A 22,130-nucleotide genomic window follows, 5' to 3' on the forward strand; every position below is an offset into this window, starting at 1 on the left:
GAGGGTCTGGGGTTGAACGTGGGGGATGTCATTCCTATATTAATCCTCGTGACCTGCGTACTACCCGCTGCTCTCTCGGGCCCCCTTTCAGTCCACGCAACTCTTAGCAATACCCCGCCCAGCTCTTGCGATAACGGGGTTGGTCTCGCCGTCGTTAACGCTGTTGGAGTAGTGATAAGTGGACACAATATGACAAATTGCCTCTACGGCGTGTACATTGCTAACTCGAGCCACGTTACCGTCCGGGACCTCTTCGTCTCAGACAACGTTGTAGCAGTTGTCGTAGTGAACTCCCAGGACATCTCCATCGTGGACACAGTTGCGGTGAGGAGTCTAACCGGGGTCGAGATCGTTAACTCTAGCGTCACAATCTACAATTCTACGGTCGAGTCGAACATGGACGGGGTTGTCGTCTTAGCCTCCCCTAATTTCACCATGCACGGCACCATAGTAGCTTATAACACCGTGGGGTTGAGGGCCTACAACACCTCGGGCGGGTTGGTTTACGGGAACGCCTTTATCAACAACGTACAGCAAGTGGCGTTAGAGAACAGCGTTCTCCAGTGGAATAGCACCTACTACGGGAACTACTGGTCGGACTACAAGGGGGTAGACGCCGATGGAGACGGTGTAGGCGACCAACCCTACACCATCGACGAGTATAACGTGGACTGGAAGCCTCTCGTGCGATACCCGCCGTTAATCGGAGGGCAGGTCAACACGAGCACGACCACAACCACCACTACACCACCTGTTACCGAGACAACAACAACGGCGACCACGACAACGGCGCCTACCACGACGAGCACAACGGTCCCCACCGAGAGCGCTCACACTACGACGGCTACAACGACCACGGGTACCACTACAACTATATTCTCCACAACCACTACCGCACCGCCGTTCTCGTCTACCCCGGTTCATACAACGGTAACAACTGCACTGCCAACACCTCCTTGGTCGTCAACCACCAGCGGGGGTGAGAGAACAAGCACGAGCAGTCTACAGAGCACGACCACCTCTACGACAACGCAACCAAGATACACGGCGTACAGCACTTCTACCACTCTTCAGAGTTCGCCGTGGACCCAGCAGAGTACTCCGCAGACTACTGCCCCTGCAACGAGCCCTGAGAACCCGGGTGCTACGACCCTCCAACCTAGCCAAGTAGCTGCCTACCTGGCCTTGGGCCTAGCCTTACTAGTCGTTGTTTTAATAGCGAGAAGTGTTACTAGAGTTCGGAGGAGGTAAGTAGTCCGTCGGGTGGTCGGTTGTCTAGTAGAGACGAGTTGGACAAGCTACTGGCCTTGTACAACATCCCCAGGGCTGGGTGGCTGATCAGAGGTGTGCCAGCCGCCTTCGCCGAGGATGTGGCTTCTCACTCGTACCTCGTAGCTGTCCTAGCTCTGAGAATCGCGCACGAGGCTAGAGGCTGCGGTGGGGGGATCGACGAGGGTAAGGCCTTGACCATGGCCTTAATACATGACTTGCCCGAGGCGCTCACCGGCGATATACCGAGGCCCGTGAAAGAGAGGCTGGGAGACGTGGTGGGGAGACTAGAGGAGGAGGCCCTGGGTAAGCTTGGCTTCGAGTACCTCAAAGACCTGTACGCGGAGATGGAGTCGGCTACTAGTGTCGAAGCCATACTCGTCAAGATAGCAGACGACCTGGCCACCTACCTGAGAGCCGTGTCCTACCTCAACAACGGGTTCGAGGGGGTAAGGGACATCGTCGAGAACACGCGGTCTAACGTGATGAGCCTGGTACCGAGGCTTCCCGGAGGGTTAAGGGAGTGCGTGCAGAAATACGTCGCAAGCCTACTGGAATACAAAGCCAGGTGAGCGGGTGATCGGTGTGGAGACCGAGGTGGCGAAGAGGAACGCCGCGTATAGGGCTGTCGATATCGTCCTAGAGAGAGGGTACAAGCTTATCGGCGTCGGTACGGGGAGCACGGTGGAAAAGTTTATCGAGGAGCTCTCGAAGAGGCTCGGAGCTAGGGAAGGCGTCCTCTTCGTGCCGTCCTCTATTAGTACAGCACTCTTATTGAGGCGAGAAGGGTTCAGAGTCCTAGACGCCTCGACCGTGGACTTTGTAGAGGTATACGTCGACGGGGCCGACGAGGTCTCGGAGGACGGCTCGATGATCAAGGGCGGTGGCGCGGCCATGACTCTCGAGAAAATACTGGCATACAGCTCGCTGTTCAACGTCTTCATAGTGGACTACACTAAGAAGGTCAAGAGGCTCGGCGAGAGACACCCACTACCAGTCGAGGTCGTCCCGCAGGCGCTCAACATCGTGTTACGCAAGCTTAAGTCGATGGGCCTCGAGGCGGATGTCCGCGTATCTGGGAGAGGCAAGTACGGCCCCGTGGTCTCGGACTTGGGGGGCGTCATCGTCGATGTGAGAGTGCCCGAGAAAGCGGACTTGAACGAGCTGTCTGAGACAATAGAGTCGATACCAGGAGTTGTGTCGACCGGGTTCTTCAAGGGGTTTACCGACCTGCTAATAGTAGGGTACAGTGACAGGGTCGAGGAGTTGAGGTTTACCAGGAAAAAAGGTGTTCACCTGGCTGAGTAGACCGTTTGTCCCTTGACGTTCATTCCAATTAATTTTCACTCGGTCGCGTCGCTCGGTCGCGTCGAGGGACTTCCGCCTCGCCCACAGGTCACGCGCGATCACTATGGGTTCACGGGCGGCGGTCGAGCCCAACGGCACGGGGCTCCCATCTAGGTTGAGGCCCGCGGGGCTTGGAGCAGTGCTCCCACCGCCCCGCTGGAGCGCCTTGACGATCGAAGGTGAACGGAGGCAGAGCTTATAAACTTTACCTCTTACCACCAATTATTAACTACCCCTACAACGTCCCTCTCGAGCGCGTAGACTAGTGGCGGGTACGTGGTGGAGCCTACTGTTAGCCTGTTAAACCTGTACAGCAGGCTTGCCCCGAGCTTGAGATCGTAGTACTCGCTCTTGGTGTTCTTCGCTGACACGCTCGAAATAGACGTTATAATTGCGCCTGTAGGCGATACGTACAGCAGGTTAGCGACCATGCCCCCGTAGGCGGACACGGACTGCTTCATGTACGCTGTAACGGGGTAGCCGTACAAGTTGGTTGCGTATGTCGACTCGTACGAGTGGGAGACGAACACCCTCATCACGTCCTGCGCGGGCACAGGGCTACTTACTGTCGCCTTGCTTATGTCACCTTGCGGGACCACTATTTCGTAGTAGTTCATTCTTATAGAGGAGCTCTCGGTCCTCGCCGCGAAGTTCGTCCCCCACCTGCTCTTGAACCCCCAGACCTGGTTTAGCGTCGTGTTCCACCAGACGTCGCTGTAGGCCTGGCTCCCCGAGGCGTAGACGTAGTAGTCTGTTATGTAAGTGTACGTCGATCCGCCCACTGTTATACTGAGTCTAGCCGTGTTGACGTAGCTCGACGTTACAGTGTAGACTACGCCTCCAGCTACGCTGAGCTGGTTCTCAACGCGAGAGAACACGGGGTTGTCGCCTAGGAACGTGTAGGAGACGCTCTGGCTAGAGAGTTTGAGGGCTATGGACCCGCCTACAAGCCAGTAGTTCATGTTGTTGCTCACGGTTATTGACAGGTTGTGCGTCCCCACCAGGAACGGTAGGTAAGGCGTAACGTCGACCACAAACGGGTGGAAGGCGTAAGTGTCGATAGCGGGCACAGGTCTCCAGAGGAATGGCAGTACCCCTCCCGTGTAGATGTATGGGAACGCCTGTGTCACCGCGACCAGCCTACCATCGGAGTAGACCATTATGAACCTGTCCGTGGGTATGTTCGTCCACCAGAACTCGTCGTACGACGCGCCCTCGGCGTACAAGTAGAGGAAGGCCTGAACAGCGTTGGACGGTATGTTGACGACCTGCCACGCGACCGGTTGCCTGGTGTTCAGCGTGACCCACGCTATCCCGGAGGTGTTCCAGAGAGGTAGGACCGCGTCGGGGACGTCTGGCGGCGGTGTCCCGGGGTAGTAGAGTAGGCTAGCGTTGACCACAAAGTACCCTGTCAGCCCTAGACTGGGTATGACCCAGTTGTTGAGTATCATTGTGAAGTTGTGAGACCCGCCCACCAAGACTGGGTACAGGTACGTCACATCCGCGACTAGCGTGTAGTTGAATCTCTGGGCCGTAGTCCCTATTAATAGAGGTATGCCGTCCACGAATATCCAGAGAGCTCTGTCGTAGTTGACCCCGGGCCTACCGGGGACAGCGCTCTGTAGCGTGACGTTGACTCTCAACAGGATCTTTGAGAAGCTACCCGACGGGAGGCTCACTACAGCTGTTGAGGGGACTGGCGGGTAGTTGGGGTCTGAGAGGTTGTTTGAGGCAGCGTTTACCAGTATCGGGACTTCGACGGGCTGGACTGAGGGGACGTAGCCGGGGTAGTCCTGCCAGCTCCAGAAGCCCTGCGTGTTGACGCCAGGTCTACTGTCGAACCCGGCGTACAGCGAGTAGCCTGGGGGTATGATCGGCACCGCGTAGGCCTGCTGAACAACCCTCTCTGAGAGAGGGGACACCGCAAGGCTCCTTAACCTAGTGTCCGGTTGTACACTGCTAGAGACGGGGAGGGCTTGCAGGACGGCTACCAGGAGGAGACCCAGCGCTATTACTATTAGAATTCTCCGCATTACACCACCAAAGTGGAATTATCTCACAGTCAAGGTTATAAGTATTGACCATTACCTGCTGCGTACGGCTACCTTCTATACTTACTTGCTAAACACACACATAAACCACAAGGTATATACGACGGGAGAGTAGAGGGTAGGGCTGACAGCCTACAAGAACACTGCTGGACAACGGCCCGAGGACGGTTAGGCGGGGGCAAAGTACTACTTGGAGAGAGCCCCTGCTGCTAACCTAGCGTTCTTGGAGTATATGAGGAGCTCTTGCGTCGTCTCGATGAGTCTCCTAGCAGTGTCTATCTTATGCCTGAAGCCGGGGAGAAGGGCGTCCGGGAAACTGACCTTCCTCAGGTTGTCGTAAACGTACTTCATCAAGCGGAGGACCCTCTCCGCCTCTTCGAGTTTGCCTATGAGTAGCAGGTCGAGGGCGTGCCTCTTGAGCTCGCCGATGAAGTCCGCCAGCCCTAGCAGGTACGAGACGTGGTCTACGCCGATCTCGGCTCTGCTCGGCACTCTGCCCTCGGTTATCGCGTAGTAGGTCATATACGCCTCTACGTACTCGACTAACGCCCCCTGCAATATTCCGCTGTATAGTATGTCGGGGTGCTCCGCCAGCACGCTACCCAAGCTGATGTAGACGTCCCCGGCTCTCCTGATGTTCTCGAGAGCCCGCGGCAGGTCGCCTGCGTGTATTAGGCGGGTGGCCTCGGTCGAGTACCTCAGTATCTCCCTAGAAGCCTTCAAGACTTGTTCTCTAACCTTGTCCTTGACCGAGAGGTATTCGATGGCCTCGTTAACCTCTTGTTCGAGCCCTATAGTTGACCACCTCGTTGAGGGTAGGACGGGAGGGTTAAAAATCCCGCCGGGGGGACTTGAACCCCCGACCACCCGGTAACTGCCGACCCACCCTCATCCAACCCCAGGGCGGGTAGTTTGGTGGGCGGGTAACCCCTACAGCCGGGCGCTCTGCCGCTGAGCTACGGCGGGTTTACGCGCCAGACCAATCTCATTATATAGAGACTGCCCTTTTATAAGCAATGCCTGCGAGGGTTTAGTGGGCCCGCGGGGACTTGAACCCCGGGCCTCCGCCTCTCCTAGCCTTGCTTGTAAGGGCGGCGTCCTAACCAGGCTAGACGACGGGCCCCAGACTATGATTATGATGATGGAGAGGAGGGTTTTAAACTTGGGAGTAAGGCCCCTTAGGGGCCCGATGTTTAGAAAAAAGAGTTGTGGTCGGGGTTTTATCCAGCTAGCTTCCTGTGTAGTACTATGACCTCGTATATTGCAGCAGCCGCAGCAATCAGCGCTAGTATGAGTGTTACCAGCACGTAGTTGGAGACGGTGGACACCTGAGAGCTCAGCGCTGACTGGGCGGAGTCGATCTTGCTCGACAGGCTCGACTGAGCGGAGCTCACGGCGTTCGTGATAGCGGACTGGGCACTGCTGATAGCGTTGCTCAGGCTGCTTGTGCTACTGTCGATCTTGTCCGACACGGCGCTTATGGCGCTCGACATGTTGGCGAAGCCTTTGTCCACCTTATCGCTTAGAGTCGACAGGCTGCTCGACAGTGTGTTCACGCTACTGCTCAGAGCGTTCACAGTGGACTGCAGCCCAGACACTACGCTGGACAGCGAGTCTACGGTTGCCCTTATCACGCCCACAGTTGTGCTGATTGTGGCTACAGTGCCGTTTAGACTCAGTACAACGCCCTGTATTGTGCCCACGGCAGTCTTAATTTCTGCCACAGTGCCGTTGATGGACACTACAACTGGCTGTATAGCCTGTACGGTCGTCTTTATCGTACCCACGTCAGTCTTGATGGTCGCTATGTCGCCCTGTACCGAGACCAGTGTGGCGTTGATCTGCTGTAGGTTCACGAGTATCTGGGACACGCCGGCCTTTATAGCGATCACATTGTCTCTAATGAGCTGTATGTCAGCTATGTCGTTGAATATACCTATGTATGTCGGCGCGGACAGGCTGCCGTCGGGCATTATCATCCTCAGCTCGTAAATGCCGGGCTCTAGTACAGGTATGTAGAGGCCTGGGAACACGCTCGGCGACAGCACGTCGGTGAGGGTGCCGTTGGGGGTGATCCTCCAGTTGGTCACGTGCATGTTAACGCCCATGATACCGTCGTTGAGGTTCTGCTTGTACGCGCCGCCGGCAATAGTGTCTAGTACCGTAGTCCTAATGGCTACGCCAGCGACGCCGCCGGTAGCACCGTACGGCAGACCTGTAGCTACGACCTCAGCCACGTAGGGGCCAACAGCTACTGCCGGGTTGAGGTAGAACCCTGGTAGTACCTGGAATGACGTGATGCTCGGGTTAGCTATGTAGACAGCCTGTACCTGGTCGTAGCCTCCAGATATCCTGCCGACGAACACCCATATCTTGTACTTTGCTCCGGGTAGTGTCGGGAATATGAACCACGTCGAGAAGCTACCCTTGCTGTCTGTTGTGGTGTACGCGACTAGGATACCGTCGGGCAGGAAGCTCGATAGGTTCTGCCCGTAAGCGGCGAAGTAGCTCGGGTACAGTAGCCTCAGGTCGACTGGTGGAACTCCCTCAATGAAGACTAGCACTGGCTGGTTGGGGTCGAAGCCGACGCCGGACACCGTCACGTTGGTGCCGAGAGCAGTCTTCCACAGCTGTACGACATTTGTAGGCGCGGTGACGTTAATCCCGCAGACTGTCATGCCCGAGACCAGGCAGTAGTACGGGCCTGCGAAGCTACCCGAGACGACACCAATGCCTGTGTTAGGCTCAACTCCGACAATGCTGGTGTACGGCCCTACTGTACCGGCTGGTGGCGTGAAGTAGGCTGTTGGACCGACAGCTATGTTGGTTCTAGCCGAGAACCTCAGCTGGACGGGGGCGGTGATGTTCTGGGTCTCACCGATCTCGTGGCCGCCCCTCACTATGGCCGAGGGCATTAGGACTACTACAATGTTGAAGCCGTCAGCGTCGGGCAGGAAGTTGTAACTGTCGATCTGCGTGCCAACCACGACGCTGGAGATCGTCAGGGTGTTGTCTGGAATGTCGACGTCAATGAATATGTGGGCTGGGACGCTTACAGTGCCAGCAGCAGTCGTGATGTTGCCTGGGGCGAACGCCCAGCCGAACACTATCACCTTGGCACCAGGGCTGGTTACCTTGAGAGCTGGCATAGAGGCCGCCACTACGTTATAGGCTGTAGAGCCGAAGGCGCCCACGTAGGCGTTGTAGTCGTAGGCCTCTATGTACGCGTTGAAAGTGATCACGTCCTTGAACGTGTAGCTGGCGTTGGTCGACTCGGTGACAATGACCGTGTAGGTGCCTCCAGGTATGTGGCCTATATACAGGGCGGTAGAGAACACGCCGTAAGCGTCAGTGGCGGCTATGACGGGTATCGTCTTGATGTAGTTGTAGAACGAGTTCCTGAACGTTATGTCTATTACGCCCACATTGGGGTCGAAGCCGGTGCCCACTACTAGTAGCTGGGTTATGTTCTCCTCGAGATCTCTGACAAAGGTGCCGGATATTGTGAGCAGGTCGACGTATACGCCTGTGTTGGGGTCGTAGAACCATAGGGCTGGCACAACGTTTATCGTGGTGCTAGCTGTGACGACGCCGTCGGTGGCTACTATCGTGTAAGTGCCCTTAGGCATGTTCTGGACCGACCATATGTATGTGAACACGCCTCTAGCATTGGTCTGAACGGAGCCGATCTGGACGTTTGTCTCGTTGATGTAGATGGTTACACCAGCGCCAGCTGTGAAGCCCACACCAGTTATGTTTACGATCGAGCCTGGTATTAGGCCACCCATACCGCCGGACTTGACAGTCGTGACGTTGAGTATCAGCTTGGGCACTAAGGTGAACGGCACGTAGTCGTAGGTGTTGGCCTCGAAGCCTGGGACGAAGGCATACACAGCGTAGTTAGTCGCGTAAGGGACGTAGGGCACTACTAGGACAGCCTGGAACTTACCGCCCTGCCCGACAAGTGCTAGTGTGCTAGCTAGGACCTGGTAGTTGCCTGGGGCAGGCGCTGTGCCTGTGTAGTTTACGAACGACACGTTGACCGTGTAGCCTAGAGGCGCTACGCCTGTAATTACGATGACGTCGCCGGGAGAGCCCTTACTAGGGGTGACTTGTAGCTGTAGGTTGCCTGTGACTCCTGCTACTGCCACTATTGGCGTTACTATAGAGGCGATTATTAGGGCGAGTACGAGCGTATAGGTTACTCTACTCATTCCACCACCACACTCGGACTGATAATTGATAAAGGGGGTTGGTTTTTAAGGGTGCGTACACAACCCTAAACCGATCATTAGATCCTGTGCACAGACCGCGGGAAGAGCTGTGCCCTCGTGGGCAGTCCAGGTTTCATGCTAAGCCTTGAACTCGACGACTATTATGCCTTTAGAGACCTCCTCTCTCAGTATGGTATAGCCGAGCCCTGCTAGCAGGCCCTCAATAAAGCTGGCTGTCATACTCGTCTCAACCTCGTCCATGACCGTGGAAACGCACATAAGCTTATAAGAGTCTCCCTGCTCGACTACCGAGACCTCGTTTAAGTCCCACCTGGTCTTCTCGAGAAAAGACCTCACGATGTCGAGCGACCCCCTGTACTTGTTCCTAATGTACAGCCCGTAGGCCCTCCCCGCCTCATAGAACACCCTCCGGACGTCGTCGCTGTCGCCCGTCTTCTCCAGTAGGGTCTCTACTACCTCGTGGGGGACGAACACTGCTCCGAGCTTCTTCTCTACCTCTACTACCTTGAGGAGGTCTATCAGCTCCTCCATGTTGTAGCCCATGTCGAAGGCCTCTACTACCTGCCTCAGTACCCGGTCTAGTAGCTTAGCAAGCGACTCGCCTCTAGCGTAGGCTAGCCTCGCAAGCCTCTCCAGCACGTCCTCCGAGACGTATATTAACTTCTTCCTGCTCGCGTCAGGCATTGCCCGATCTACCTGTCACGATCACCGTCTTACCCACTACCTCGCTTGAGTCCACTCTGTACCCGAGCCCCTCTAAGAAGCCCTCTACCATGGACTTGAACAGGTCTGCGTACTCCGGGCTGAACCGAGGGCTGGTGACAAACACCTCGACCCCGTCACCCAACTCCCTGACCTCGAACTCGGGTATGTCCCAGAAAATCCAGGTCGCCATGCTCTTGAACTGAGATAGGGCCCTCTCGCCGTACTTCGCTTTAAAAGACTTGGCCATCCACACCCCCGCGTCCCTCCAGGCCGCGTGCGCCTCCAGGCGGTTCCTGTAAGCCATCTTAACCATGGCCTGGAAGAGGTTCTCGAGCAGTAACACGAAGCCTGACTCACGTATTTGCTTGAAGAATAAGAACTCGTTGACAACACCCGTGATCGAGTACCCCTCCTTCTCTGCCTTGATAGCCACCTCGAAAAGCTCGTTCACGTAGTCGTACAAGCTGTAGCCCCTTCTCCTGGCGATCTCCTTTACCGCGTCGATCAAGTCCTCGCGGGCCGCAAAAGTCTTCCTCCTAGCCGACACAAAAACCATCCTCAGGTATAGTTAAGTCGCCCCGAACTTAATAACGTGAGTGCGCGGAGGTCGAAGCTGGGAACCACGATATAGCGTGAAGATTTAATAGGTTCACCAACACTATTCATCAACCGATAAAGGGCCCGGACATAGAGCGTAAAGCGATGATGAGCTTGGGCCATTAAGCAGCGAAAATGGCCCGGGTAGCTCAGCCTGGTAGAGCGCCGGGCTGTGGACGGCCCCTAATAGGGGCCGGCACAGACCCGGAGGTCCCGGGTTCAAATCCCGGCCCGGGCCCTTCATTTGACTTAAGCGTTTCCCTTTAATGCACGACACGAAGTAATGAGTATTGGGTCGTTCTACTCTCTGAGACCCGTTTAAGGCGTGTCTCTGCTAGTAGAGCCCCGAAGGTCGGAATAGCAAGCTTAGAATTCGACGCCCCTAGTCCCCGAGATAGAGTCCTCTAGAGACGCCTCATTACAGTCTTGGCCTCTAGAATGTCGTCTCTAAAGCCTCACGTGCCCCCTGACCTGTGTAACCGCATGAAGCCCTGAGATGATGATAGGCACCTGGTTTACCTGGGGCGATCCCCATTGCTTCTCGACTTAGAGTAAGCAATGACTATGGAGGAGAGGGCCGCTGCTGTGATGAAACACCCTGCTCTCAGCGTGTTAGAGCCCACTAGGGGTTGAGCTGGTAGGAGGAGGATACCGCCGAGGCTTGTGAAGAATATGACCTGTCCAAAGCCGTGAGTTCTGTTGTTCTCCCTACTCCTCTCCGCGACGTACGAGTACACTGACGTGTCTAGGAACGGGTATAGGGGGACCAGCCAGAGCAGGGCCGGCACGATACCGCTTGTCAGGGCGAACAGCCAGTAGGTGACTAGGTAGGAGGCGCTCGACGCTATGTAAACGTTTAACGGACCATACTTGTCGACTACGCGGCCCGACACCAGCCTCGCGAAGGGGCTTATAAGGGAGCCTATGAAGCCGTAGAACAACCCGTACAAGACGTACCTTGTCCCCTCGTCTACTTGTGAAAACAGCTCGTCTATACTCCTGCTAAGCTTTACAGCGCCCACAGCGAAGAACATCTCGCGGGCGAATACGATTAGGGTTAAAGACGTGAGGAAGGCTGTCAACCCTCTGTCCCTTAGCCCCCACTCAATTTTACTGTAGCTAGTGCTCTTCCCCGTAGGGCTTAAAGCCCAACCCGCTACGAACGTGGTCGCGAATAGGAGGGCTATTAACAGGAACACGAGAAAGGCCCCACCCAACTTGTACACGAGGCCAGATAGTAGGGCTCCGACCCCGAAGCCTAGCCCTGTCGCGATTGTGAAGCTACTGTAGGCCTTACCGTACTCGCCCGTGACCTCCTGGAACACGGAGGAGATGACGCTCGGCCACGATAAAGCCCACAAGAGGCTCGACAAGCTTATGACAGCCGAGAAAGCGTAAGGCTCCTTAATGAAGCTCGACGCGACGATCGGTAGCGAGGAAAGGCCCCCGATCAGAATACTCTTTCGGCCGAGACGCTGCTCTAGGAGAGCCGCGAAAAGCGAGGCCATGCTCATCCCCCATTCTAGACCTGCCAGCAACATGACGACCCTGCCCGCCGACAACTCGTCGACCAGGTACCTCCGCGTAAACGAGTAGTAGACTCCCCATCCCAGAGTGTTAACGAAGGCGACAGCCGCGTAAGCGCTCTTCTTGTCCTTGAACATCGCTCCACCACGCTGGTTGACGGCACCTTGTTAGCCTTCTTATTGTACTCGCCCGTGTTTAAAGCTGATTCATCTGTAAACCTCGATGACCGGGTCGACCAGCTTGTAGTCTACAACTAGACCTCTGTCCGTGATCCCGATCTCGGGGACAGACGGCAACGAAACGAACTCTAGCTGCATGAACGGATTGGGGAGGCTCAACCCCAGCACGTGCCTCGCGATGTACTCGAGTCTGTTTAACCTCTCCACGACCTCCTCGTAGCTCCTAGTCGACATCAACCCAGCGAACTCTAGAGGGAGCTCCGCCAATATCTCACCGCCCATTACGGCGACGAAGCCCCCACCTATCTCGCTCAGCCTTCTCACAGCGACGTACATGTCTAGAGGGTCTACGCCAACTACCACTATGTTGTGGTGGTCGTGTGACACGCTTGAACCTATCGCCCCCTTCTTCAGGCCGAAGCCCCTCACAAAACCCTTGCCTACGTTGGGCAGCCCCTTGTGCCTCTCCACCACTGCTATGTGGATGATGTCGCGCCCCACGTCCCCAATTACTACTCCGCTTCTAACCCCTAGCCACTCTCTTAGCTCCTTCTTGAGGATCTGCCCAGGGATCACTCCTATCACCCTCACTAGGGCCTTTCTACTCTCCGAGCCGACTTTTACCACAAGGTCCTCCGCCTTTAGACCCTGGTTGACTCTCACGGTGTTCCTCGCCCACTCGGGTAACTCGACCCGCGGGACCTCGAACATGAGTCTACCTTCGTGGTACACAGTCTCACCGTCGAAGACTACGGTCCTTATACCCAGCTTCTCGAGACTGTCTACGACCAATACGTCTGCTTTACGACCTGGGGCCAGAGAGCCTATTAAGTGGTCTAGCCTGAAGTACGTGGCGGGGTTTATAGTCGCCATCTGAACCGCCACGATAGGGTCTAGACCCTCCTCAATAGACTTTCGTACATTGTAGTCGATGTGCCCTTCTCTCAAGATGTCCGTGGGATGCTTATCGTCGGTGCAGAACATCAGTTGGCGGTAGTCCCTGAGCCTGCCCACCAATCCCTTGACCACGTCGGTGAGGTTCCTCTCGCTACTACCCTCTCTCACCATGACTGCTACACCCCTGACCAGCTTAACAAAAGCCTCGTCGCCGGAGACAACCTCGTGGTCGTCTGTAAGCACGGCTGACGCTAGCGCGTTAACGAAGTCTTCCTCTACTACTCCAGCCATGTGACCATTAGACCTCTTCCCGAGCTTCAAAGCTGCCTCAACCCTCCTCAGGTAGCCCGGATCCCTCAGTATGTTCTGGTAGTTCAGCTCGCCAAGCGAGACAGCGGATTCTTCTCTGAGCAGCTCCTCCACATCTCTGTCCTCTAGTACGGCACCTGTAGTCTCTAGCCCGGGTGCTGTGGGGACCCTGGATGGGACTTGTACGAACACCCTGATCTTCGACATCCTACTCATCTCCACTAGTAGCCTGACGCCTCTTACTCCGAGGACGTTGGCTATCTCGTGGGGGTCTGCCATGAGAGTGGTGACACCGTGTGGTATGAGGAGGCGTGCTAGTTGCTGTGGGACGAGTAGTGTGCTCTCGATGTGGATGTGGGAGTCTATGAAGCCGGGTAAGAGGTAGTGACCCTTAACGTCGAGTACCAAATCGGCGTCTCTGACTCTCTTAGTCAACCCGATGATCCTGTCCTTGTAGATCTCGAGGTTCCCCTCGACAACGCTGCCGGTAAACACGTCGACGATACGCGCGTTCTTTAGGAGAAGAGTCGGCCTCCTCCTACCGGCGGCCGCCTCGAAGTACTCGATAAGGCTCCGCACCAAGAACAACACGCCACTTCATTCAACTGAGCTTTAAAAACCCGTGTAGAATAATATAGATAACGGCGGGGTAAAGCAGCGGGGTAGGGCAGCCAGGTAGCCCGCGGGGCTCATAACCCCGAGGTCGGTGGTTCAAATCCACCCCCCGCTATACCCCTGCCGCGAGGCAGGCCCCGCCATTACCACAAAGCCTCTTTTGTTTTCCTCGATCTTCTCAATTACCTCTGTTAGCTGGTATTACAGAGGAACAAAAAGATGATAAGAGATGAAAAAGAGACGGAATAAAGTCTACTTCAGAAGCTCGGCTATTTTCTTGGCGACCTCTATCCCGGCTTGATCCTGGGCCTCCACGCTACTGGCACCTATGTGTGGGGTCAAGACCACGTTGTCTAGTTGGAGTAACGGGTGGTCTTTCGGCAATGGCTCTTCCTCGAACACGTCTAGTGCTGCACCTGCTATCCAGCCTTCTTTGAGGGCCTTTACCAGGGCATTGGTGTCGACTACCGCGCCTCTAGCCGTGTTTACTAGAATAGCCGTCTTCTTCATCAGCCTCAGCTTCTCCTCGTTGATCAGGTGAGTCGTCTCGGGCGTCAAGGGGACGTGAAGGGAGACGATGTCTGCCGTCCTGAGCAGTGTGTCTAGGTCTACACACTCGGCGTTGAACTCCCTCCCAGCCTCTATGTTACACTGTCTATCCGTGTAGATGATCTTCATGCCGAACCCGTAGTAGCAGATCCTAGCCACCGCCCTGCCGATCCTGCCGAAGCCGACTAAGCCTAAAGTCTTGCCCTTCAGTTCTGTGCCCACCGCCTCGTGCTTCACCCACACGCCCTCTCTCATCTTCCTGTCACTGAACGCGATTTTCCTCAGAAGCGCCAACATCAAGCCTACGGTCAACTCGGCTACAGCCTGCGTGACCGACTCGGGGGCGTTCACGACTTTTATACCCCTGCTCTCGGCGGCCTGGACGTCGATGTTGTCGAGGCCTACGCCAGCCCTGGCTATTACCTTCAACTGGTCGGCAGCCTCGATGACTCTCCTTGTTACTCTAGGTTTGCTCCTCACGATTATCGCATGGAAACCCTTGATGAGCCTGGCCAGCTCGTCTTCGCTGGGCTCGTGTACCTCGACTACCTCGAAGCCTTGAGACTTCAGGTAGTCTACTGCGCTCCTGCTGATCTTGCTCGCGACTAGAACCCTGTAGACCACGTGCTTCACCTCTTGGCAAAGCCGAGGGAGGCCAGTACTTCCTTGAGGTTCCTGAACAGCTCTTCTATGTCCTCCTGGGTGATGTAGCCCATGTGCCCTATCCTGAACGTGATGTCCCTGACCTTACCGTAGCCCTTGGCTATCTCTATCCCCCGCTTCCTCAACTCCTCGTATATCACAGGCCCCTTGATACCCGGCGGGTTGTAGACTACTGTTATGGTAGGGCTGTAGTAGCCTGGCTCGGCGAACAGCTCTAGGCCAAACTCGAGGACTCTTCTCCTTATCGTCTCGGCTCTCTCAGCGTACATCTTGAGCCAGGCATCTTTACCACCCATCCGGTCGATGATCCTTAGCATTACGTCCAGCCCTATGATTATCGAGATCGGCGGCGTTGTCGGGGTCGACCACTGCTTCTCTAGGAACTCCCTTATTTCTAGGAGGTCGAAGTACAGGCCTCTCTCTGGTATCTTTCTGGCCCTCTCGAAGACCTCCTCGCTGACAGCCGCCATGGCCAGCCCTGGCGGGAGTCCAAACGCCTTCTGGCTACTGGCGAAGACTAGGTCTATACCCCAAGCGTCCACCTTTATGTCGGCCGCCCCCATCGCCGATACAGCGTCTACAAAAACCAGCTTCCCGTGCTCCTTTGCGACCTTAGCCAACTCTCTCAGCGGGTTGAGAACGCCGGTGCTCGTCTCGTTGTAGGTTATCGTGACGGCCTCCACGTCCGGGTTCTTTTTAAGCGCGTCGTCCAGCTCCTCGGGCTTAACAGCCTTGCCCAGCTCCTCCTCGAGAACAACAGGTACTCTCCCGTTCCTCTCCACGGTCTCCTTGTACCTGTTACCAAACTCGCCTATCACCGTGACTAGAACCTTACCTCTGGGAGATATCGCGTTCCTCACGCTGGCCTCCATGAAGCCGGTCCCACTGGAGGGTATCAGCAGGACTGTGGCCTTATCAGCCTCAAGGAACTTCTTCAGCCTCAGCGTAGCGTCCTTGTGGAGCTCCTGGTACTCCTTAGACCTGTGGCTGAACATCTGGAACTTCATTGCCTCCAGCACTTCTGGGAAGCAGGCTACCGGACCTGCTGTAAACAGCCTCATTTTCCTAGGCCACACCAGTTGCTCTACTTCTCTTACAACGTCCAGGTACATGGGATCCCCCACCGATTACGTGATATCGAGTGCAAGGTATATTTCCTTTACTACCCCCACGTAGAGTGCGGACAGTAGTCTGTAGAAGTAGAACAGGGATGCTGCGGTCCCAGTCGCTCCACCTACATCACACACTCAGTCCGTCTCTGCCAGGTCATCCCGTGTGGTAAGATTTTCAAAACCGGATTATATATCGTGTAGTAGGATGGTAACATATGAAGGTCTACTTGAAGACAAGGGCAGGCAAGTGGATACTCGTCAAGGGCTGGCTTAAGCAGGTCTCCACGAGGTCTGGGAAGAGGACTCAAGGCTATGCCTTACTAGGCGAAGAGACCGACCCTCCCGAGGTCGAGGGTGGGGAGGAACTGGTAATCCCTGCGTCGGGCTTCTCGAGACTATTGTCAAAGGTCGTCAACGCGGGGGAGGGAGTTGTAGTAGTCGAGCAAGTGGATACAGAGCACCTGCGCGTGCGGGGCAAGAGCGAGGATGTTAGAAGAGTCGCACAAATAGCGAGAGAGCTGAAGATTGTGGAGTAGGGCTCCTCCACGGGTTGGTTTAAATACGCCCGATCCTACATCTTAGATAAATTAATACAGGCAGGCCTAGGTTTTGTCGGAGACGAGGCGTTTCAATGGACGTTCTGGGGCTGAGGAGTGAGGTAGGCTGGATAGGGACAGAGCTAGTCCGCTTCCTGCGGGAGAACATAGGTAGAGCTGAGCTGGGCAGGGAGATTGGAAGAGGGATTACAGGGGACACGACTAGGAAAATAGACTTGATGGCAGAGGAGTATCTTGTAGATCTCTTCAAGTCCAAGGGGATCAACGCGTGGGTCTTGAGCGAGGAGAGGGGGCTCTACGAGATCGCTAGAAACCCAGACTACCTGGTCCTGGCCGACCCTCTGGATGGCAGTTTGAACTACGTGCTTGAGATACCCTTTTCAGCCGTCTCTATAGCCGTGTACCCCATGAGCGAGCTAAGTTACGGGAGGGTCGTCTACGGTTTCGTCTCCAACGTGTTCAGGGACGAGAAATACGAGTACTTCAACGGAGTTGTCTACTTGAACAATGAGGAGTACAAATTCTCTGCGAGGGGCAAGGGGCTTATCTGCATCCACACGATCAACCCAAGGCTGGTAGAGAAGATAAGGAAGTTCGTCTTAGACAAAGGCGGGAGACCTAAGTTGAGAACGCTGGGCGCTGCCTCGCTTGAAGTCCTCTACACGGCTATAGGGAAGATGGAGTACTACATAAACGACATCGGTAAACTGAGAATAAACGACATCGCAGTAGGGCTGGCTGTAGCAGTGAATAGGGGGTTGAGGGTCATACTGAGGCCTCCGCTTAATAGGATCAGCCCCACGAGCATAACCGTCCTCGACGAGGTCTGGATCACGCCGGGTGAATACGGGCCGTAAAGAAGGTTGGTTCTCTCAACTTTGTTCGCCCGCTAAATCAGGCCTCTAAGACCTGGCTAAGACTCGAGGACAACACCCTGGCACCCCTCTCGTCTACAAGCACGTCCTCTTCTATCCTAACCCCGACAACGCCGGGTATGTAGACACCTGGCTCGATCGTGAACACCATGTTCTTCTCTAGCACAGTCTCGTGGCCGACTCTAAGGTAGGGCGGCTCGTGGACTACAACGCCGATTCCGTGTCCAAGTCCGTGTATAAACCTCTCCTTCAGCCCGTGCCTCTCCACGACAGCTATAGCCCTCTCCGCCACCTCGCCGGCTTTAACGCCCGGGTGTACGTAGTCGAGCGACTCGGAGACCGCCTCGACTACCACATCGACCAGCCGCTTGAACTCGCCCGGTATACTCCCAACCTTTACGACCCTCGTGAGGTCGCTGCACCTCCCGCCGATTCTCACCCCGACGTCTATCACTATTAGGTCGCCCTGCTTCACCTTCGCAGTTGTAGGTGTGTTGTGGGGGTAGCTGTTGTTGGGAGAGGTGGATACTATGAGAGGGAAGGCGTAGTCCTCGACCCCCATCTTCCTGACAGCCCCCTCGAAGACGCCCGCGAGCTCCGCCTCGGATACTCCCACGTCGACCGAGTCGACCACAGCCCTAATGCCCTGGATCGTGACGTCGACGGCTCTCTTTATCAGCTCTATCTCCCAGTCCTCCTTGACCATCCTGTACTTAGATACGTCGTCCGACACGTCGACATACTCTCCCAGGCTCCTCATGACGACCCCCATTAAAGGTGATGTGAACCGCGCGTCGAGCCCGACCTTACCACCCCCCGCAAGGGTCTTAACCAGCTCGGCCCAGTCCTTGTTGACGACACGCGCATCAGACGGCTTCAGGGTCTTCGAGAGCCCGTAGACCTCTACACCAGAGGCCTCGAGAGAGTCCCTGTACCTGTAGTAGTCTAGGAGCGGGGTGTACACCTGCGTAGACCTCCTCCGGCGGTCGTAAAACAGTAAGACGATCCCGTCGGCTAGGGACTTAACACCGGTAAAGTACTCGACGTTCTCCGGCGACACTATAATGACGGCGTCCAGCCCGCGTCTCTCCGCTATCTCCTCCACTTTCCAGAGCATGCTTCTCAAAAACAACCCCTCAGCGTACAGTATTCCTGCGTTATTTTAATAATGCTTTTCTCGCCGATCTTAATAAGCGCTAAATCGACTAGGTTTTACAAGTGAGAACATGGCCCAGGTGACGAGGACCGAGAACGGCTACCTTTGCAGGAGAGACGGTAGCCTGATGTATGTCGTCTACGAGTCGGAGAAGACCATGGACAACAAGCTTAGGGTCTCTATAGCCTACAAGTGTCCTGTCTGCGGCTTCAGAGTGGAGACGGAGACACTGGAGATGACTAGGGGGCGGGACTCGTATACGTTGACCAGGACTGTCAGGAGGCTGCCAGCCTAGCAAGCGCAGTCGCGCGCGGCGTGTACAGCTAGAAAGATTAATTTACCAATTTTCTTTAATCAATCATATTGCATAAAAATTAAGTAGGTGGAATATTTTATTGAGAGGCGTTTAAATTGTTCAGAAGGAAGGTAAAGAAAACAGGGAAGGTCATCGAGCTGACTTTAACCGAGTCGCCGCACCCCCTTCCCGCGGTGAGCTGGGAGTTTCCCCCAGGGGAGTACGTTTTAGGCCGTAACCCCACGTGTGACGTCGTGTTACTAGACCCTACTGTGTCGAGGCTACACGCGAGGATATACTTCAGTGACGGAGAGTGGTTTATCGAGGATTTGGGTAGCACTAACGGGACTGTTGTTGACGGGGTGGAGATCAAGGGTAAAGGGCCGGTCAGACTAAAAGACGGCAGTAGGGTTGTTGTCGGGAAGTCCGTACTAGTTGTTAAGTTCAAGTAGGGACAGATGAGGTATGGTGCTCAAAGAGTACGCTAATATCGAGGAGTTGAGCGATATCCTAGGCGACCCTCTTCAGATATCTAGACTTCTACTGAGGATAAAGTTCGAGGTAGCTAACAAGAGGGCGCCGTTTAACGAAGCCCTCGGCGAACTCGAGAGGACGGCTAAGTCTAGTATCAAGGACCACCAGGCGGTCTACTTCCTGCTGAGACACGAGGAGAGGAGTAGGGTCATCAGGGGTGTTCTCGTCGGGGACTACGTGATAGCTTTGACGGTCGAAGAAGGCGGGGTTATCAGGCTGAAGGGTAAAGCAGCCTTCAGCGAGGTGGCGACCTCCTACAAAGCCTCGAACCCGGTGATCAAGGTTAGCTACGCTAGGATAACACCCGACGTTGTAAAGGATACACCCATCGAAAACTACCTGAGGGAGATCATAAGCAGGGTGTCCGAGGAGAAGCCACCTAACATATGGGTGGGAAGGCTACTCTACGACTACAAGGTAGTCGAGGCGGTGTCGGACAAGGGCGGTTTCACCTACGTTTTGAAAACCGTGGGGAAAGACGGGCTGACATACGTCTTCAAGATACCCAGGGACAAGCTACCCAACGGGACACTACTCGCTCTCTCAGGCCCCGAGAAGATCAGCGATTTCATGAGGAGCTACATTAACGTGCTCCAGGTGTGTCACCCTGACAAGGAAGAGATCGCGAGGTTTTTGGCGAGGGCGGGGCTTGGGGAGGCTTTGTACAACGAGCTCAGCCTGTATAAGAAGTACGTTTTATGCCCTCACGGATTCGTACTCACACAGGAGACCTACGACGCCGACTCGTACATCGATAACCCGCCTGTGATCATAGAACCCTTCGCCGACCTGGGCGACTTGCAAGACTACGTCAGTAGGAGAGGGGTGGACGCGAAGTTTATCGCCAGCGTGGGGCTGAGAGTAGCGGGGGCTCTAGCACTAGCACACGCGCTCAGCATACTACACCTCGACGTGAAGCCGCACAACATCCTACTGAGGAGCGACCCTAAGGAGCCCTACGGTGTCCGGCCTTACATCAGCGACTTCGCTAGTACGGGTAGGGCTGTTGAGGGGTGGTATAAGCCCACGAGGCTCACACCGGAGTTCGCGGACCCGCTATCCCTCCTAGAGATGAGGGCCGGGTTTGACTACGACGTGTACTCGCTGGGGTTGACTCTTCTGACAACGCTGACATCCAAGAAACTCCCCCACAGGACACTGGTCAACCTCCTAGCACTAAAGTACGTGTATGGGATGGACATCAGCGTAGAACCCTTCCTCCTCGACTACCCCGCGTTGGCTACTTTCCATAAGGAGGTAGAGCCTTTGTTCAAGAGCCTGGCCGAGGGCAGGGTCAGGGTTGGAGAGCTTGTCGAGAGGGTGATCCCGCTGGTCTTAGACCGCGACAAGATATCCATGGACGTGCTGTCGAGAGAGGTCGATAAAGACCTCTTCGCACTCCTATCCAAAACCATCACCCTTAAGAGAGAGGACAGGTTCAAGAACGCGCTGGAGTTCTGGCTGAGCTTCAAGAAACTGCTACAGGATAAGAAGTGGGAGGACGCGATTCCCAAGCCCTCGTGAACTACGAGGCTACCGGCTACGCCATGCTCCATGCTATGTTAGAATAGAAGGTTGGGTTTCCAAGCCGCGGCCGGGATTCGAACCCGGGACCTCTGCCTTACCAGGGCAGCGCTCCACCAGGCTGAGCTACCGCGGCTCTTTAATTGTTAATAATGTAGCGAGATTTAAAACTTGCTAGCCTTACAGGACCTACGTAGGAGTTTAGCTCGTCTTAGCAGCTGTCCTGACAGCTTTCTTGGGCCTCAGTGTACCCACCGAGTGGCATCTCCGGCACTTGGTCGCACCAGGCGGGTTTAACGCGCCGCACCTACGGCATACAGTCTTGTTGAGCACTCTGTCGTAGACGATCTTCAGCTTGACTGGGTCGTTGATCGGCGTAAGCACCACCTCTAGCGTCTAATTGTTCGAGGGGGTTTAAAACTTAAAGCCTACGCTCCTCAGCCTCTCGGCTATGTCCTCCGACTCCTCGGGGAAGTAGCTTAGTGTAGTTTCGAGTAGGCTCGTATTCAGCTTACCGAGCTGCCTGTAGTAGTTTCTAAGCTTGTCCAAGTCTACTCCCTGCCTAGCCTTCAGTACAAAGTACTGCTCGGGGTGTAGAACCCTCACTTTAACCCCATTTATAGAGGCCTGCCGCGTGTTGGCAACTACTTCATCCGGTATATTGAAGTCCATGATGTTCTCGTAGAGCTCGACCTCTACTGTCTCACCTTCAACGTTAGCGATCAGCTTTAGTGTGCCCAGCTCTGTTAAACCGACCTCCCACCCCTCCTCCGCGGCTAGGCTCCGGTAGAAGTCCTCGTTTGCGACAGGACTGGGCTCTATGACAAAGAGGTCCAAGTCGCCCTCGAAAACGTCCTTGTTTAGTGCGAGCTCTACAGCTGTACTACCTATCACAACGAACTCGACGCCCCTCTTACTGATTTTCTCGACAACCCTTGCCAGGGCCTTTCTACTAAAGGACACTACCACCACCTACTCTTCGCTAAACATCCCCTCGGATACCTCATTATCGGCTATTAAGGTTTTATGCCCATTCTTAGTTATGTTACTCAACCTTTGATGCCTACCAGGCTGCCCTCTTTATTCAGAATAAACAAAAACAACGCAGGGGCTCCCCGAAATAGTGAAGCTGAG

At 55.3% G+C, this 22,130-nt stretch carries 20 protein-coding genes and 5 tRNA genes; 10 read left to right on the forward strand and 15 right to left on the reverse strand.

Going from position 1 to position 22,130, the window contains the following annotated elements; genetic code table 11:
* The first annotated feature begins 48 nt into the window (after window positions 1-48).
* The 3 genes from TCELL_RS07530 to rpiA are packed head-to-tail and all read left to right on the forward strand — an operon-like array spanning window position 49 to window position 2,577.
* Window positions 49-1,251, forward strand: a complete 1,203-nt coding sequence (locus TCELL_RS07530) for a right-handed parallel beta-helix repeat-containing protein (RefSeq protein WP_238529023.1) — start codon at window positions 49-51, stop codon at window positions 1,249-1,251.
* Between the two features lie 20 nt (window positions 1,252-1,271).
* Entirely contained in the window at window positions 1,272-1,841 is a 570-nt protein-coding gene (locus TCELL_RS00480) for an HD domain-containing protein (RefSeq protein ID WP_014736767.1), read from the forward strand.
* Between the two features lie 4 nt (window positions 1,842-1,845).
* Window positions 1,846-2,577 (forward strand): ribose-5-phosphate isomerase RpiA, encoded by a 732-nt coding sequence (gene rpiA, locus TCELL_RS00485; RefSeq protein ID WP_014736768.1) that lies wholly within the window; start codon window positions 1,846-1,848, stop codon window positions 2,575-2,577.
* Between the two features lie 251 nt (window positions 2,578-2,828).
* Here rpiA and TCELL_RS00490 read toward each other — a convergent pair whose 3' ends face one another.
* From TCELL_RS00490 to TCELL_RS00520, 7 genes are all read right to left on the reverse strand, one after another.
* Window positions 2,829-4,649 carry a peptide-N4-asparagine amidase gene (locus TCELL_RS00490; RefSeq protein ID WP_014736769.1) on the reverse strand — a complete coding sequence of 607 codons (1,821 nt, stop codon included), beginning with the start codon at window positions 4,647-4,649 and terminating at the stop codon, window positions 2,829-2,831.
* Between the two features lie 204 nt (window positions 4,650-4,853).
* Complete coding sequence (locus TCELL_RS00495; RefSeq protein ID WP_052307190.1) at window positions 4,854-5,390, reverse strand: translin family protein; 537 nt, start codon at window positions 5,388-5,390, stop codon at window positions 4,854-4,856.
* Between the two features lie 113 nt (window positions 5,391-5,503).
* Window positions 5,504-5,633 (reverse strand) — tRNA-Tyr (locus tag TCELL_RS00500).
* Between the two features lie 68 nt (window positions 5,634-5,701).
* Window positions 5,702-5,790, reverse strand: a tRNA-Val gene (locus TCELL_RS00505).
* A 97-nt stretch (window positions 5,791-5,887) separates the two neighbouring features.
* Window positions 5,888-8,881 carry a hypothetical protein gene (locus TCELL_RS00510; RefSeq protein ID WP_014736771.1) on the reverse strand — a complete coding sequence of 998 codons (2,994 nt, stop codon included), beginning with the start codon at window positions 8,879-8,881 and terminating at the stop codon, window positions 5,888-5,890.
* 138 nt (window positions 8,882-9,019) lie between these two features.
* Window positions 9,020-9,586: a hypothetical protein gene (locus TCELL_RS00515; RefSeq protein ID WP_014736772.1), complete on the reverse strand. Its 567-nt coding sequence runs from the start codon at window positions 9,584-9,586 to the stop codon at window positions 9,020-9,022.
* Window positions 9,579-10,163: a hypothetical protein gene (locus TCELL_RS00520; protein WP_014736773.1), complete on the reverse strand. Its 585-nt coding sequence runs from the start codon at window positions 10,161-10,163 to the stop codon at window positions 9,579-9,581. The genes TCELL_RS00515 and TCELL_RS00520 overlap by 8 nt, the downstream gene beginning before the upstream one ends.
* A gap of 179 nt (window positions 10,164-10,342) precedes the next feature.
* On the opposite strand from TCELL_RS00520, the gene TCELL_RS00525 reads away from it, so the two are divergent.
* A tRNA-His gene (locus TCELL_RS00525) sits at window positions 10,343-10,442 on the forward strand.
* A 277-nt stretch (window positions 10,443-10,719) separates the two neighbouring features.
* Here the strand turns inward: TCELL_RS00525 and TCELL_RS00530 are convergent.
* Window positions 10,720-11,868, reverse strand: coding sequence for an MFS transporter (locus TCELL_RS00530; RefSeq protein WP_014736774.1), 1,149 nt, complete (start codon window positions 11,866-11,868; stop codon window positions 10,720-10,722).
* A gap of 69 nt (window positions 11,869-11,937) precedes the next feature.
* Window positions 11,938-13,695 (reverse strand): adenine deaminase, encoded by a 1,758-nt coding sequence (gene ade, locus TCELL_RS00535; RefSeq protein WP_238529065.1) that lies wholly within the window; start codon window positions 13,693-13,695, stop codon window positions 11,938-11,940.
* Window positions 13,696-13,772: 77 nt separating this feature from the next.
* On the opposite strand from ade, the gene TCELL_RS00540 reads away from it, so the two are divergent.
* Window positions 13,773-13,846: transfer RNA gene (locus tag TCELL_RS00540), tRNA-Met, on the forward strand.
* Window positions 13,847-13,983: 137 nt separating this feature from the next.
* On the opposite strand, the gene TCELL_RS00545 is transcribed toward TCELL_RS00540, so the two are convergent.
* Both TCELL_RS00545 and TCELL_RS00550 read right to left on the reverse strand, forming a co-directional pair.
* Window positions 13,984-14,913: a D-2-hydroxyacid dehydrogenase gene (locus tag TCELL_RS00545; RefSeq protein ID WP_014736776.1), complete on the reverse strand. Its 930-nt coding sequence runs from the start codon at window positions 14,911-14,913 to the stop codon at window positions 13,984-13,986.
* Complete coding sequence (locus tag TCELL_RS00550) at window positions 14,910-16,055, reverse strand: pyridoxal-phosphate-dependent aminotransferase family protein (RefSeq protein WP_014736777.1); 1,146 nt, start codon at window positions 16,053-16,055, stop codon at window positions 14,910-14,912. The genes TCELL_RS00545 and TCELL_RS00550 overlap by 4 nt, the downstream gene beginning before the upstream one ends.
* Window positions 16,056-16,270: 215 nt before the next feature.
* On the opposite strand from TCELL_RS00550, the gene TCELL_RS00555 reads away from it, so the two are divergent.
* Complete coding sequence (locus TCELL_RS00555; RefSeq protein WP_014736779.1) at window positions 16,271-16,591, forward strand: hypothetical protein; 321 nt, start codon at window positions 16,271-16,273, stop codon at window positions 16,589-16,591.
* A 95-nt stretch (window positions 16,592-16,686) separates the two neighbouring features.
* Window positions 16,687-17,469, forward strand: a complete 783-nt coding sequence (locus TCELL_RS00560; protein WP_014736780.1) for an inositol monophosphatase family protein — start codon at window positions 16,687-16,689, stop codon at window positions 17,467-17,469.
* A 37-nt stretch (window positions 17,470-17,506) separates the two neighbouring features.
* Here the strand turns inward: TCELL_RS00560 and TCELL_RS00565 are convergent, their stop codons facing one another.
* The gene (locus TCELL_RS00565; RefSeq protein ID WP_014736781.1) at window positions 17,507-18,604 is read right to left on the reverse strand and encodes a M24 family metallopeptidase; all 1,098 of its coding nucleotides are present in this window, start codon (window positions 18,602-18,604) and stop codon (window positions 17,507-17,509) included.
* 109 nt (window positions 18,605-18,713) lie between these two features.
* Between TCELL_RS00565 and TCELL_RS00570 the strand changes: the two genes are divergently transcribed.
* The 3 genes from TCELL_RS00570 (at window position 18,714) to TCELL_RS00580 (ending at window position 20,996) form a co-directional block, all read left to right on the forward strand.
* Window positions 18,714-18,938, forward strand: a complete 225-nt coding sequence (locus tag TCELL_RS00570; protein WP_014736782.1) for a hypothetical protein — start codon at window positions 18,714-18,716, stop codon at window positions 18,936-18,938.
* A gap of 116 nt (window positions 18,939-19,054) precedes the next feature.
* Window positions 19,055-19,390, forward strand: coding sequence for an FHA domain-containing protein (locus TCELL_RS00575; RefSeq protein WP_014736783.1), 336 nt, complete (start codon window positions 19,055-19,057; stop codon window positions 19,388-19,390).
* A gap of 13 nt (window positions 19,391-19,403) precedes the next feature.
* Complete coding sequence (locus tag TCELL_RS00580) at window positions 19,404-20,996, forward strand: protein kinase domain-containing protein (protein WP_014736784.1); 1,593 nt, start codon at window positions 19,404-19,406, stop codon at window positions 20,994-20,996.
* Window positions 20,997-21,058: 62 nt separating this feature from the next.
* Here TCELL_RS00580 and TCELL_RS00585 read toward each other — a convergent pair.
* The 3 genes from TCELL_RS00585 to TCELL_RS00595 all read right to left on the reverse strand — a co-directional run bounded on the left by TCELL_RS00585 (window position 21,059) and on the right by TCELL_RS00595 (window position 21,959).
* Window positions 21,059-21,132: transfer RNA gene (locus TCELL_RS00585), tRNA-Thr, on the reverse strand.
* Between the two features lie 65 nt (window positions 21,133-21,197).
* Complete coding sequence (locus tag TCELL_RS00590; RefSeq protein WP_014736785.1) at window positions 21,198-21,383, reverse strand: 50S ribosomal protein L40e; 186 nt, start codon at window positions 21,381-21,383, stop codon at window positions 21,198-21,200.
* A gap of 27 nt (window positions 21,384-21,410) precedes the next feature.
* Complete coding sequence (locus TCELL_RS00595) at window positions 21,411-21,959, reverse strand: nucleotidyltransferase (RefSeq protein WP_048162803.1); 549 nt, start codon at window positions 21,957-21,959, stop codon at window positions 21,411-21,413.
* Window positions 21,960-22,130 lie beyond the last annotated feature (171 nt).

Source organism: Thermogladius calderae 1633, assembly GCF_000264495.1.
Lineage (GTDB): Archaea > Thermoproteota > Thermoprotei_A > Sulfolobales > Desulfurococcaceae > Thermogladius > Thermogladius calderae.